Source organism: Lelliottia amnigena (assembly GCF_019047465.1).
GTDB classification, from domain to species: domain Bacteria; phylum Pseudomonadota; class Gammaproteobacteria; order Enterobacterales; family Enterobacteriaceae; genus Enterobacter; species Enterobacter amnigenus.
On the sequence record NZ_CP077236.1, the window covers coordinates 2654827 to 2668776 of the forward strand.

9 protein-coding genes, 3 tRNA genes and 3 rRNA genes are annotated in these 13950 nt (G+C 50.2%); 11 read left to right on the forward strand and 4 right to left on the reverse strand.

The window, feature by feature from the left end; all coding sequences use genetic code 11:
* Nucleotides 1–155 precede the first annotated feature (155 nt).
* From gmhB to I6L74_RS12445, 7 genes are all read left to right on the forward strand, one after another.
* Nucleotides 156–716: a D-glycero-beta-D-manno-heptose 1,7-bisphosphate 7-phosphatase gene (gmhB, locus tag I6L74_RS12415; RefSeq protein ID WP_059180046.1), complete on the forward strand. Its 561-nt coding sequence runs from the start codon at nt 156–158 to the stop codon at nt 714–716.
* A gap of 376 nt (nt 717–1092) precedes the next feature.
* Nucleotides 1093–2632: ribosomal RNA gene (locus I6L74_RS12420) — 16S ribosomal RNA — on the forward strand.
* Between the two features lie 70 nt (nt 2633–2702).
* A tRNA-Ile gene (locus tag I6L74_RS12425) sits at nt 2703–2779 on the forward strand.
* Between the two features lie 110 nt (nt 2780–2889).
* Nucleotides 2890–2965 (forward strand) — tRNA-Ala (locus tag I6L74_RS12430).
* Nucleotides 2966–3173: 208 nt separating this feature from the next.
* A 23S ribosomal RNA gene (locus tag I6L74_RS12435) occupies nt 3174–6084 on the forward strand.
* A gap of 95 nt (nt 6085–6179) precedes the next feature.
* Nucleotides 6180–6295 (forward strand): 5S ribosomal RNA (rrf, locus tag I6L74_RS12440).
* The 16S, 23S and 5S rRNA genes sit together here with 3 tRNA genes alongside, the layout of an rRNA operon.
* 55 nt (nt 6296–6350) lie before the next feature.
* A tRNA-Asp gene (locus tag I6L74_RS12445) sits at nt 6351–6427 on the forward strand.
* 322 nt (nt 6428–6749) lie between these two features.
* Here the strand turns inward: I6L74_RS12445 and yafC are convergent.
* Entirely contained in the window at nt 6750–7649 is a 900-nt protein-coding gene (gene yafC, locus I6L74_RS12450; protein WP_059177806.1) for a DNA-binding transcriptional regulator YafC, read from the reverse strand.
* A 308-nt stretch (nt 7650–7957) separates the two neighbouring features.
* Between yafC and I6L74_RS12455 the strand changes: the two genes are divergently transcribed.
* Together I6L74_RS12455 and I6L74_RS12460 are read left to right on the forward strand one after the other, a co-directional pair.
* The gene (locus I6L74_RS12455) at nt 7958–8758 is read left to right on the forward strand and encodes an endonuclease/exonuclease/phosphatase family protein (protein ID WP_012016150.1); all 801 of its coding nucleotides are present in this window, start codon (nt 7958–7960) and stop codon (nt 8756–8758) included.
* Between the two features lie 75 nt (nt 8759–8833).
* Complete coding sequence (locus tag I6L74_RS12460) at nt 8834–9604, forward strand: class I SAM-dependent methyltransferase (RefSeq protein WP_059177807.1); 771 nt, start codon at nt 8834–8836, stop codon at nt 9602–9604.
* Nucleotides 9605–9654: 50 nt separating this feature from the next.
* Here the strand turns inward: I6L74_RS12460 and mltD are convergent, their stop codons facing one another.
* The gene (gene mltD, locus I6L74_RS12465) at nt 9655–11022 is read right to left on the reverse strand and encodes a murein transglycosylase D (protein ID WP_059177808.1); all 1368 of its coding nucleotides are present in this window, start codon (nt 11020–11022) and stop codon (nt 9655–9657) included.
* A 71-nt stretch (nt 11023–11093) separates the two neighbouring features.
* A complete protein-coding gene (gloB, locus tag I6L74_RS12470; protein WP_059177809.1) occupies nt 11094–11849 on the reverse strand; it encodes a hydroxyacylglutathione hydrolase in 756 nt (251 codons plus the stop codon).
* Nucleotides 11850–11881: 32 nt separating this feature from the next.
* Here gloB and I6L74_RS12475 point away from each other — a divergent pair, with 32 nt between their 5' ends.
* Nucleotides 11882–12598 (forward strand): class I SAM-dependent methyltransferase, encoded by a 717-nt coding sequence (locus I6L74_RS12475; RefSeq protein WP_059177810.1) that lies wholly within the window; start codon nt 11882–11884, stop codon nt 12596–12598.
* Here I6L74_RS12475 and rnhA read toward each other — a convergent pair whose 3' ends face one another.
* Nucleotides 12599–13177: a ribonuclease HI gene (gene rnhA, locus I6L74_RS12480; RefSeq protein WP_164841565.1), complete on the reverse strand. Its 579-nt coding sequence runs from the start codon at nt 13175–13177 to the stop codon at nt 12599–12601. It abuts the gene before it with no gap.
* Between rnhA and dnaQ the strand changes: the two genes are divergently transcribed.
* Nucleotides 13131–13859 (forward strand): DNA polymerase III subunit epsilon, encoded by a 729-nt coding sequence (dnaQ, locus tag I6L74_RS12485; protein ID WP_072241748.1) that lies wholly within the window; start codon nt 13131–13133, stop codon nt 13857–13859. The two genes, rnhA and dnaQ, sit on opposite strands and share 47 nt — an antisense overlap.
* Nucleotides 13860–13950 lie beyond the last annotated feature (91 nt).

A 13950-nucleotide genomic window follows, 5' to 3' on the forward strand; every position in this document is an offset into this window, starting at 1 on the left:
GCATTTTCTTCTGCCAGATACGGGTGTCTACCGTAAACAAAATGGATGTTAAGGCATCCAGACGTCTAAATCAATGTAGCTGTGCGAGATGAGCACTTTCTTGCGTCGTGAAACATGAGATACTAACCGTACATGCCTTTTTCAGGAGCAAGCCAGTGTCAAAATTAGTACCCGCAATATTTCTCGATCGTGATGGCACTATTAATGTCGATCACGGTTATGTGCATGAGATCGATGAGTTCGAGTTTATTGACGGCGCCATTGATGCCATGCGCGAACTTAAAGGAATGGGCTATGCGCTGGTGGTGGTGACTAATCAGTCTGGTATCGCCCGGGGCAAATTTACCGAGGCTCAATTCGAAACACTGACCGAATGGATGGACTGGTCGCTGGCGGATCGTGATGTCGAACTGGATGGTATCTATTATTGTCCTCATCATCCGCAAGGCACAGTAGAAGAATATCGTCAGACGTGTGACTGCCGTAAACCGCATCCCGGAATGTTTCTTTCTGCGCAAGAATTCCTGCACATTGATATGGCTGCTTCTTATATGGTGGGCGATAAACTGGAAGATATGCAGGCAGCGGCAGCGGCTGGCGTAGGAACAAAAGTGTTAGTTCGTACAGGTAAGCCAGTGACACCAGAAGCTGAGAGTGCAGCCGATCTGGTCATTAATAGCCTTGCAGATCTGCCAAAAGCGTTAAAAAAGCCGTAAAAATAGGCGTAGCGATGAAAAAATGAGCGGTTGAAATAAAATTATATTTTTCCGCTTGTCATTCCTCAGAAGCTCCCTATAATGCGCCTCCATCGACACGGCGGATGTGAATCACTTCACACAAACAGCCGGTTCGGTTGAAGAGAAAAATCCTGAAATAAAGGATTGACTCTGAAAGAGGAAAGCGTAATATACGCCACCTCGCAACGGTGAGCGAAAGCCGCGTTGCACTGCTCTTTAACAATTTATCAGACAATCTGTGTGGGCACTCAAAGTGACATGGATTCTAAACGTCTTCGGACGCTAAATGAATAACCAAGTCTCTGAGTGAACATACGTAATTCATTACGAAGTTTAATTCAAGAGCATCAAACTTAAATTGAAGAGTTTGATCATGGCTCAGATTGAACGCTGGCGGCAGGCCTAACACATGCAAGTCGAGCGGTAGCACAGAGAGCTTGCTCTCGGGTGACGAGCGGCGGACGGGTGAGTAATGTCTGGGAAACTGCCTGATGGAGGGGGATAACTACTGGAAACGGTAGCTAATACCGCATAACGTCGCAAGACCAAAGAGGGGGACCTTCGGGCCTCTTGCCATCAGATGTGCCCAGATGGGATTAGCTAGTAGGTGGGGTAATGGCTCACCTAGGCGACGATCCCTAGCTGGTCTGAGAGGATGACCAGCCACACTGGAACTGAGACACGGTCCAGACTCCTACGGGAGGCAGCAGTGGGGAATATTGCACAATGGGCGCAAGCCTGATGCAGCCATGCCGCGTGTATGAAGAAGGCCTTCGGGTTGTAAAGTACTTTCAGCGAGGAGGAAGGCATTGTGGTTAATAACCACAGTGATTGACGTTACTCGCAGAAGAAGCACCGGCTAACTCCGTGCCAGCAGCCGCGGTAATACGGAGGGTGCAAGCGTTAATCGGAATTACTGGGCGTAAAGCGCACGCAGGCGGTCTGTCAAGTCGGATGTGAAATCCCCGGGCTCAACCTGGGAACTGCATTCGAAACTGGCAGGCTAGAGTCTTGTAGAGGGGGGTAGAATTCCAGGTGTAGCGGTGAAATGCGTAGAGATCTGGAGGAATACCGGTGGCGAAGGCGGCCCCCTGGACAAAGACTGACGCTCAGGTGCGAAAGCGTGGGGAGCAAACAGGATTAGATACCCTGGTAGTCCACGCCGTAAACGATGTCGACTTGGAGGTTGTTCCCTTGAGGAGTGGCTTCCGGAGCTAACGCGTTAAGTCGACCGCCTGGGGAGTACGGCCGCAAGGTTAAAACTCAAATGAATTGACGGGGGCCCGCACAAGCGGTGGAGCATGTGGTTTAATTCGATGCAACGCGAAGAACCTTACCTACTCTTGACATCCAGAGAACTTAGCAGAGATGCTTTGGTGCCTTCGGGAACTCTGAGACAGGTGCTGCATGGCTGTCGTCAGCTCGTGTTGTGAAATGTTGGGTTAAGTCCCGCAACGAGCGCAACCCTTATCCTTTGTTGCCAGCGGTTCGGCCGGGAACTCAAAGGAGACTGCCAGTGATAAACTGGAGGAAGGTGGGGATGACGTCAAGTCATCATGGCCCTTACGAGTAGGGCTACACACGTGCTACAATGGCATATACAAAGAGAAGCGACCTCGCGAGAGCAAGCGGACCTCACAAAGTATGTCGTAGTCCGGATCGGAGTCTGCAACTCGACTCCGTGAAGTCGGAATCGCTAGTAATCGTAGATCAGAATGCTACGGTGAATACGTTCCCGGGCCTTGTACACACCGCCCGTCACACCATGGGAGTGGGTTGCAAAAGAAGTAGGTAGCTTAACCTTCGGGAGGGCGCTTACCACTTTGTGATTCATGACTGGGGTGAAGTCGTAACAAGGTAACCGTAGGGGAACCTGCGGTTGGATCACCTCCTTACCTGAAGAACCTGCCTTTGTAGTGTCCACACAGATTGTCTGATGAAAAATAAGCAGTAAAGAATCTCTGCAGGCTTGTAGCTCAGGTGGTTAGAGCGCACCCCTGATAAGGGTGAGGTCGGTGGTTCAAGTCCACTCAGGCCTACCAAATTTTCCCTGAATACTGCGTTGCGAAATAACTCGCATACTTCAGTATGCTTCGTTCTTCCACGCCTTGTCTCAGGAAAAATTGTCGGTAACGAGATTTGCATTTACGATGGGGTTATAGCTCAGCTGGGAGAGCGCCTGCCTTGCACGCAGGAGGTCTGCGGTTCGATCCCGCATAGCTCCACCATCCTTTTACTGCTGAAAACAAGAAAACTTCAGAGTGTACCTGAAAAGGTGCGCTGCGAAGTTTTGCTCTTTAAAAATCTGGATCAAGCTGAAAATTGAAACGACACACTGTGTCTGCTCTCCGTAATAAGAGCAGGTAAGCGGTGTGTTCGAGTCTCTCAAATTTTCGCAACACTGTGGGTGTTTTACGAAACATCTTCGGGTTGTGAGGTTAAGCGACTAAGCGTACACGGTGGATGCCTAGGCAGTCAGAGGCGATGAAGGACGTGCTAATCTGCGATAAGCGTCGGTAAGGTGATATGAACCGTTATAACCGACGATTTCCGAATGGGGAAACCCAGTGCAATCCGTTGCACTATCGTTAAGTGAATACATAGCTTAACGAAGCGAACCAGGGGAACTGAAACATCTAAGTACCCTGAGGAAAAGAAATCAACCGAGATTCCCCCAGTAGCGGCGAGCGAACGGGGAACAGCCCAGAACCTGAATCAGTTTGTGTGTTAGTGGAAGCGTCTGGAAAGTCGCAGGGTACAGGGTGATACTCCCGTACACAAAAATGCACATACTGTGAGTTCGAAGAGTAGGGCGGGACACGTGGTATCCTGTCTGAATATGGGGGGACCATCCTCCAAGGCTAAATACTCCTGACTGACCGATAGTGAACCAGTACCGTGAGGGAAAGGCGAAAAGAACCCCGGCGAGGGGAGTGAAACAGAACCTGAAACCGTGTACGTACAAGCAGTGGGAGCCTTGATTTATCAGGGTGACTGCGTACCTTTTGTATAATGGGTCAGCGACTTATATTCTGTAGCAAGGTTAACCGTATAGGGGAGCCGAAGGGAAACCGAGTCTTAACTGGGCGTTAAGTTGCAGGGTATAGACCCGAAACCCGGTGATCTAGCCATGGGCAGGTTGAAGGTTGGGTAACACTAACTGGAGGACCGAACCGACTAATGTTGAAAAATTAGCGGATGACTTGTGGCTGGGGGTGAAAGGCCAATCAAACCGGGAGATAGCTGGTTCTCCCCGAAAGCTATTTAGGTAGCGCCTCGTGAACTCATCTTCGGGGGTAGAGCACTGTTTCGGCTAGGGGGCCATCCCGGCTTACCAACCCGATGCAAACTACGAATACCGAAGAATGTTATCACGGGAGACACACGGCGGGTGCTAACGTCCGTCGTGAAGAGGGAAACAACCCAGACCGCCAGCTAAGGTCCCAAAGTCACAGTTAAGTGGGAAACGATGTGGGAAGGCACAGACAGCCAGGATGTTGGCTTAGAAGCAGCCATCATTTAAAGAAAGCGTAATAGCTCACTGGTCGAGTCGGCCTGCGCGGAAGATGTAACGGGGCTAAACTGTGCACCGAAGCTGCGGCAGCGACGCTTATGCGTTGTTGGGTAGGGGAGCGTTCTGTAAGCCGTCGAAGGTGTCCTGTGAGGGATGCTGGAGGTATCAGAAGTGCGAATGCTGACATAAGTAACGATAAAGCGGGTGAAAAGCCCGCTCGCCGGAAGACCAAGGGTTCCTGTCCAACGTTAATCGGGGCAGGGTGAGTCGACCCCTAAGGCGAGGCCGAAAGGCGTAGTCGATGGGAAACAGGTTAATATTCCTGTACTCGGTGTTACTGCGAAGGGGGGACGGAGAAGGCTATGTTAGCCGGGCGACGGTTGTCCCGGTTTAAGCATGTAGGCGGAGCGTTTAGGTAAATCCGGACGCTTTTTAACGCTGAGGTGTGATGACGAGGCACTACGGTGCTGAAGTAACAAATGCCCTGCTTCCAGGAAAAGCCTCTAAGCATCAGGTAACATCAAATCGTACCCCAAACCGACACAGGTGGTCAGGTAGAGAATACCAAGGCGCTTGAGAGAACTCGGGTGAAGGAACTAGGCAAAATGGTGCCGTAACTTCGGGAGAAGGCACGCTGATGGTAAGTGAAGCGACTTGCTCGTGGAGCTGAAATCAGTCGAAGATACCAGCTGGCTGCAACTGTTTATTAAAAACACAGCACTGTGCAAACACGAAAGTGGACGTATACGGTGTGACGCCTGCCCGGTGCCGGAAGGTTAATTGATGGGGTTAGCGGTAACGCGAAGCTCTTGATCGAAGCCCCGGTAAACGGCGGCCGTAACTATAACGGTCCTAAGGTAGCGAAATTCCTTGTCGGGTAAGTTCCGACCTGCACGAATGGCGTAATGATGGCCAGGCTGTCTCCACCCGAGACTCAGTGAAATTGAACTCGCTGTGAAGATGCAGTGTACCCGCGGCAAGACGGAAAGACCCCGTGAACCTTTACTATAGCTTGACACTGAACACTGGTCCTTGATGTGTAGGATAGGTGGGAGGCTTTGAAGCGTGGACGCCAGTCTGCGTGGAGCCAACCTTGAAATACCACCCTTTAATGGCTGGTGTTCTAACGTAGACCCGTAATCCGGGTTGCGGACAGTGTCTGGTGGGTAGTTTGACTGGGGCGGTCTCCTCCTAAAGAGTAACGGAGGAGCACGAAGGTTAGCTAATCCTGGTCGGACATCAGGAGGTTAGTGCAATGGCATAAGCTAGCTTGACTGCGAGAGTGACGGCTCGAGCAGGTGCGAAAGCAGGTCATAGTGATCCGGTGGTTCTGAATGGAAGGGCCATCGCTCAACGGATAAAAGGTACTCCGGGGATAACAGGCTGATACCGCCCAAGAGTTCATATCGACGGCGGTGTTTGGCACCTCGATGTCGGCTCATCACATCCTGGGGCTGAAGTAGGTCCCAAGGGTACGGCTGTTCGCCGTTTAAAGTGGTACGCGAGCTGGGTTTAGAACGTCGTGAGACAGTTCGGTCCCTATCTGCCGTGGGCGCTGGAGAATTGAGGGGGGCTGCTCCTAGTACGAGAGGACCGGAGTGGACGCATCACTGGTGTTCGGGTTGTCATGCCAATGGCATTGCCCGGTAGCTAAATGCGGAAAAGATAAGTGCTGAAAGCATCTAAGCACGAAACTTGCCCCGAGATGAGTTCTCCCTGACTCCTTTGAGAGTCCTGAAGGAACGTTGAAGACTACGACGTTGATAGGTCGGGTGTGTAAGCGTAGCGATACGTTGAGCTAACCGATACTAATGAACCGTGAGGCTTAACCTTACAACGCCGAAGCTGTTTTGGCGGAAAGAGACACAATATTCAGCTTGATAACAGATTAATTGATGTGCAGAGATGCATGTTGATAACAGAATTTGCCTGGCGGCTTTAGCGCGGTGGTCCCACCTGACCCCATGCCGAACTCAGAAGTGAAACGCCGTAGCGCCGATGGTAGTGTGGGGTCTCCCCATGTGAGAGTAGGGAACTGCCAGGCATCAAATTTAGCAGTAAACCGGGGCAATAAACCGGTGTTTGCAGAAGTCTTCGGTGGAGCGGTAGTTCAGTCGGTTAGAATACCTGCCTGTCACGCAGGGGGTCGCGGGTTCGAGTCCCGTCCGTTCCGCCACTTATTTAAAGCCCTGAGCTAACGCTCAGGGCTTTTTTATTGCCAACTGAAAAACACGTCCTGTGGGCGTGGTCATCAACAGGTTTTGGCTCTGCCTTATTGTCTTCGGATTTAAATCCAACAGGACTGGTAGAGACTTCTTTTTCAGGGTTTGGGTACGCCCTTTTAGGGCGCAATCAATGCCGCCTTCTATGAAGGCGGATTTTTACTGCCTGTCGTTTGAGTTTTTTCATCATTAAAACCCGGTTGTGAATCTCAGCAAAAAGGTTTACTCGGCACGTTCAATATCGAGTGGGGAATATAAACCACCTCAACATCCCTATCATTCCTGTGGCAGTTGTTTTACATGCTCACTTAGAAAGTCGATAAATGCCCGAATACGGGTACTTACCGCTCGGTCACTGTAATATACCGCACTGAATGGCATCTCAACCGGCAGGCGCTTGTCTGCCAATATCTCAATAAGATCACCCCTCTCTAACTCTTTGTTAATCATGTAGTCTGATAGACAAGCAATACCGTTGCCGCTAAGGCAAAGCTGTTTTAACGTCTCACCGCTATTAGAGGACAAACCGCTGATAATCTCATGCAGTTGTCCGTCGCTACCGGCGATAGGCCAGGTATTCAGCGATACAGGCTCAGTAAAGCCCAGACAAATATGCTGGTTAAGATCGTCCACGTTAGTAGGATTCCCGTAACGGGCAAGATAGCTGGGTGAGGCAATCATTTTTCGGTAGCTAGTAAACAGAGGCCGTGCGCGCAGGCTTGAGTCAGTCAGCGTACCGGCGCGAATCGCTACATCTACTTTACGCTCAATCAAGTTTATAAATGTCTCAGACGAAACTAGCGACAGCGATACTTCCGGGTAACGCTCACGGAAAGGTTTTACCAGCGGCAGCAAAAAGTGCAAGACGACAGGCGTAGCGGCATCGATTCTTAGTAGTCCTCGAGGTGTGCTCCTGGTTTCAATGATTTCTGTTTCTGCGGCGGCCATCTCCTGCAAGATGGATTGAACGCGACGAAAATATCGCTCACCTTCTTCCGTTAGGCTTAGCTGTCGGGTGGTGCGATTTAATAAACTCACCCCAAGTTTCATTTCCAGTTTTTTTACCGATCGACTAATGGCCGAATTAGCCTGCCCCAGCTGCACCGCAGCCCGACTGAAACTCCCGCTTTCTACCACCGCCACAAAGATAACCAGCTCTTCTGACGTTGCTTTCATTGTTGCACCATCCGCAAAATTCCATTGGCGTTATGACTATTTTTGATAGTAATACACGCATGAACGCTCCATGTCATCATGATCCTTATCCTTCACTGCAACCCCTGATAATGAGTCACGTGCAAATGAAGATCCCTGTTAAAACTAAGCAGTACATGTCCCGTATTGATGAGCTCTAGTAAGCGCTTGCTTACAAATCAGAAACAGGTTTATCAGTAATTGCGTTGAAAGTGTGAGCTAAAATCCCTATAACAGTAGAACCCGCACGTATTTCGGACGGGTTCATGTAATAGAGGTCGTTTCTAAAAGTGCGAAAAAATACCTATGCTATGCGCTATATCGCCGGACAACCTGCGGAGAGAATTTTGCCTCCGGGATCCTTTGCGAGCATTGGTCAGGCGTTACCTGCTGGTGCGCCGTTAAGCAGCGATGAAAAAATCCGCGTACTGGTATGGAACATTTTTAAGCAGCAGCGCGCCGAATGGTTATCAGTCCTCAAGAATTTTGGGAAAGATGCGCACCTGGTCTTATTACAAGAGGCGCAAACTACACCTGAATTAGTTCGGTTTGCGACAACCAACTATCTGGCCGCCGATCAGGTTCCCGCATTTGTCCTGCCTCAGCATCCCTCAGGCGTCATGACACTCTCGGCTGCACATCCTGTCTATTGTTGTCCACTGCGTGAACGTGAGCCCATCTTACGTCTGGCTAAATCGGCGCTGGTCACGGTCTATCCTTTGCCGGATACCCGTTTACTGATGGTCGTAAATATTCATGCTGTGAATTTTAGTCTGGGCGTGGATGTTTACAGTAAACAGTTACTTCCTATTGGCGATCAGATAGCGCACCACAGTGGACCGATTATTATGGCGGGAGATTTCAATGCCTGGAGCCGACCGCGGATGAACGCCCTTTATCGCTTTGCGCGTGAAATGTCATTGCGCGAAGTTCGCTTTACCGATGACCAGCGCCGTAAAGCGTTTGGTCGTCCACTTGATTTTGTTTTCTATCGAGGCCTGAACGTGCACGAAGCTTCCGTGTTGGTCACGCGTGCCTCCGATCACAATCCTCTACTCGTTGAATTCAGTCCCGGCAAACCTGATAAGTAATGGTGAGTCAGGTCTGCCGTCGGGCAGGCCTACGGAGGTGCTGCCCTTTATTTTTCAATCAAAAAGGACAGTACGATGACAACACAATCCCATCATGACAATGTAGAAAAACAGTTTGGCTCGCAGGCAACTGCCTATCTGACCAGCGCCGTACACGCATCTGGCAACGATCTGCTGCGCCTCGGCGAACGTCTGGCGGCATTTCCCCAGGCGTATGTTCTCGATTTAGGTTGCGGGGCAGGGCACGCCAGCTTTGTTGCGGCGCAACAGGTTGCGAACGTGACAGCATATGACTTATCCAGCCAAATGCTTGAGGTGGTCAGCCAGGCGGCAAGAGACAAAGAGCTGAATAACATAACGACGCAGCAGGGCTATGCCGAATCGCTGCCTTTTGCCGATGAGTCATTCGATATTGTCATCAGCCGTTATTCTGCTCACCACTGGCATGATGTTGGTCTGGCGTTACGCGAGATCAAACGCGTCCTGAAGCCTGGCGGTATTTTTATCATCATGGATATTATGTCCCCGGGACACCCGGTACGTGACGTTTGGCTCCAGACTGTTGAAGCCTTGCGTGACACCTCGCACGTACGTAACTATTCCAGCGGCGAATGGTTTTCAATGATGACAGATGCTGGATTAATTTCACGATCGTTCATCACCGACCGTTTGCCCCTTGAGTTCACCTCCTGGATTGCGCGTATGCGCACACCTGAGGCGTTAAGCCATGCGATTAGGTTGTATCAGGATAGTGCTTCTGCGGACGTGAGAGCGTACTTTGAGGTGCAGGAGGATGGCTCGTTTACCAGCGATACGATCCTGGCCGAAGCACAAAAAGCGGGATAAACAAAAAAGGCACCGGGGGAATCGGTGCCTTTTCATTAAGGATTGTACAATCAGGAATCTGGCGTGGTGCTGTTTTTAACAAACAGCGTCAACTGATCGCCTGGTTGCAGATTGCCGGTATCATCGTTCCAGCGCATCACATCTTTGATGTTCACGCCGTGAGTCTTCGCGATACTGGACAGCGAATCGCCTTTGCGTACACGATAGGTAATGCTATCACTGTTGCTGGCGAGACGTTGTGCACTGCTGCCTGCACCAACCGTCAGATTCTGACCGATTTTCAGATTTGAACCGCGCAGATTATTCCACTGCTGCAGATCTTTTGCGCTCACGCCGAGACGTGATGCGATCCCTGAAAGCGTATCGCCAGAGCGAACCTTGTAGCTACGACTCGTCACAGAGGAAACGTCAGCAATCAGCGTAGACTGAACCGCTGCAATTTCACCCGAAGCCAAAGATTCTCGCAACTGTTCAGCATGCTTCTGCGGAACCATCACATACTGTGGACCACTTGCCCCCAGCGTAGAACCTTTAACTCCTGCATTGAAGGTCTTGAGCTTACTTACCGACATTCCCGTCATGTCAGCAACCTGTTTCATATCAACCGGGCTACTGAGGCGAACACGAGCCAGCGCACGACTTTCGTCTGTCGTTGGCAACTGTACGCCATAACGTTTGCTGTTTTTGAGTATGTCGCTCAATGCCAGCATTTTCGGTACGTAAAGCTTGGTTTCCTGAGGCAGTGAGAGAGACCAAAAATCGGTGGGTTTACCCCGAGATTTGTTTGCTTTCATTGCTTTCAGTACACGACCTTCACCGCTGTTATACGCTGCGACAGTTAACAACCAGTCACCGTCAAACATCTTATTCAGACGTTGCATCATGTCGAGAGCGGCAGTCGTTGAAGCGACTACATCACGACGCGCATCGTAGCTGCGGGTCTGTTTCAATCCATAATTGCGCCCAGTGCTCGGAATGATCTGCCAAATGCCTGCGGCATTGGCGCCAGACGTCGCGTGCGGGTCAAAAGCGCTCTCCACTATGGGTAGTAGTACCAGTTCCATAGGCATGTTACGTTTCTTAACTTGCCCTGCTATCCAGTACATATACGGCTCTGCCCGTAAAGTTACATCGTGGAGATAGCTCTTATTTCTCAAATACTTCTGTTTCTGATCGCGAATCCGGTTGTTTTCCGGAATTCCCATCTTCAGCTCGTCGCTAATAGAGGCCCACAAGTCCTGATCCTGCGCAAATGATGTCCCATCGTCCATCCATCGCGCCTGACTTGTAAACTTCCCTGCTTCCCCTTGACCAGCTGCAGAAAGGCTCTGTGCGTGCTGCTGAACGTTACCAGTATTCTGAGAAGACTGGCACCCCGCAAGCAGGACAGAGGCGAGTAATATCGCTTTTGCCTTCATGTGTGTGTCAATAGTTGCTTAAAAGACGAGCGATAATAACGGCGAAATTTTGAAAAGGCAACCCGCAATTGTCAGAAGTTATCTTTCTTTGACCGTAACCATGCAAAACGTTGTTCAGGTTGTTGCATTTTTGTTTCTTGGTTAATTTTATTAATTAAATCAATATCATCAGTTCTTAAAAATAAATTTATTTGCCGCTCATTTTTGAGAATTACGGGGAGTGTATTTAGTTTTTTTGCCCGTAACTCCTTCACTTTGTGGTAATAATCCTGAATCGCAGGATCCTGAGGAAGGATGCTCAGCGCAAACTTCATGTTTGCTAATGTATACTCATGAGCGCAACAAATGATGGTTTCTTCAGGGAGTGCGTTAATCTTTTGGAAAGACTGATACATTTGCTCCGGCGTCCCTTCGAAAAGCCGTCCACAACCGCCAGAAAACATCGTGTCTCCACAAAAAAGATAAGGGAAACTGTAGAAACAAATGTGTCCTGAAGTGTGACCCGGTGTAGCAAATACAGAAAATTCCCACTCCAGTATGAGGACGTTTTGCCCCTCTTCGACTACACGTGTGGTTCCCTTATTTTGCGTCTCCTTCGGTCCGTACACCTCAAGATGAGGGAATTTTTCGCGCAGGGCAGGAACGCCGCCAACATGATCGTTATGATGATGAGTCAGTAAAATGGCCTCAGGCTGCCAGCCATTTTCTTCTATTGCTTTCATGACTGGAGCCGCTTCACCAGGATCGACAATGATGCAGCGATCCTTATCGTCCGCTAAAACCCAGATGTAGTTGTCCTGAAATGCGGGAATACTGATAAGATTCATAAATTACCTCTCATAACCTAGCGAGTGTTTTGATGAAGCCGGCAAGGATACCTCAGATTGTCTCTGCACCAGAACATTGGGCGGAATTGCCTAAGGGTGAATATTTTCGCGACGCGCTTGAGCGTCAGCTCAAACCCTGGCTCGCAAAAATGTACGGTTTTCACCTGCTCAAGATTGGCAATCTCAGCGCGGAAATCAATACCGAAAGCTGCGCTATCTCCCATCAGGTGAATGTGTCGCTCGCCGGGCAACCCATTCAGGTTAAGGCCGATCCGCTGCATTTACCGTTTGCTGAAAAATCCGTTGATGCCTGCCTGCTGGCAAATACGCTGCCGTGGTGTAGCGATCCGCATCGTCTTTTGCGAGAGGCCGACCGCGTATTAATTGATGATGGTTGGCTAATATTGAGTGGTTTTAACCCGATGAGCCTGATGGGACTGCGCAAACTGGTCCCCGTCTTACGTCGAAAAACACCCTACAACAGCCGGATGTTTACGTTCACGCGACAGCTTGACTGGCTCTCGTTACTGAATTTTGAAGTCATGCATTACAGCGGTTTTCAGGTATTACCCTGGACGCAGCAGGGAGGGAAAATGCTGACAACGCACTTTCCGGCGCTGGGCTGCATGCAGCTTATCGTCGCGCGTAAGCGGACCATTCCCCTTACGCTTAATCCGATGAAACAGAGCAAAGCGAAATCCCGGATTCGCCAGGCCGTGGGCGCGACGCGACAGTTTCGCAAACCGTAATCAGGAACCCGACTGATAACCCACGTCTTCGTGAATGGGATTCATCGCTGCCGCGCGCGCAAGCTCGTCGCAACGTTCGTTTTCGGGGTGCCCCGCGTGGCCTTTTACCCATTCCCATTTAATGGTGTGATGGCTTAATGCCGCATCCAGACGTTTCCAGAGATCCACATTTTTGACCGGTTTTTTATCTGCAGTTTTCCACCCGCGCTTTTTCCAGTTATGAATCCACTGCGTAATTCCCTGACGAACGTATTGGCTGTCGGTGCTGATGACCACATCGCAATCTTCTTTTAACGCTTCCAGCGCGACGATGGCCGCCATCAGCTCCATGCGATTATTGGTGGTCAGGTGATACCCTTCATTAAAGGTTTTTTCGTGTCCGCGATAACGCAAAATAGCACCGTAGCCGCCAGGGCCCGGATTGCCGAGGCAAGATCCATCGGTGAAAATTTCTACCTGCTTAGTCATCTCTGGTAGACTTCCTGTATTTGAAACGATCAGTAAAACGACGAGTCTGACATAAATGACTGATATGAGCACTGCAATTACACGACAGATCGTTCTCGATACTGAAACCACCGGTATGAATCAGATTGGCGCGCACTACGAAGGGCACAAGATCATTGAGATCGGTGCCGTTGAGGTGATTAACCGTCGTCTGACTGGCAGAAATTTCCATGTTTATCTCAAGCCCGATCGGCTGGTGGATCCGGAAGCGTTTGGCGTCCACGGTATTGCCGATGAATTCTTGTTAGACAAACCCACGTTTGCGGATGTCGCGGATGAGTTTATCGAGTACATCAATGGGGCAGAACTTGTTATCCATAACGCCTCGTTCGATATCGGCTTTATGGATTATGAATTCAGCAAGCTAAACCGTAACATCCCGAAAACAAACACCTTCTGCAAGGTGACCGACAGCCTGGCGCTGGCGAGAAAAATGTTTCCGGGCAAACGTAATAGCCTTGATGCGCTCTGCTCGCGTTATGAAATAGACAACAGCAAACGAACGCTGCACGGCGCATTGCTCGATGCCCAGATTCTGGCTGACGTCTACTTGCTCATGACGGGTGGCCAGACGTCGATGGCTTTCAGCACTGAAAGCGATTCTCAGCAGCAGGCCAATGGCGGGATTCAACGCGTTGTACGACAAGACAGCCGACTGCGCGTTATTTTAGCCAGTGAAGAAGAGCTGGCAGCACATGAGTCGCGTCTCGATATCGTCCAGAAGAAAGGTGGAAGCTGCCTCTGGCGGACATAAATCCGGTTTAACGCGTGTAAACTCCCCGCACGGGCGATTTTTGCAGCAACTGATTCAAATGTTGAGAAAAAGCGTTGACGGGATCGAAGGC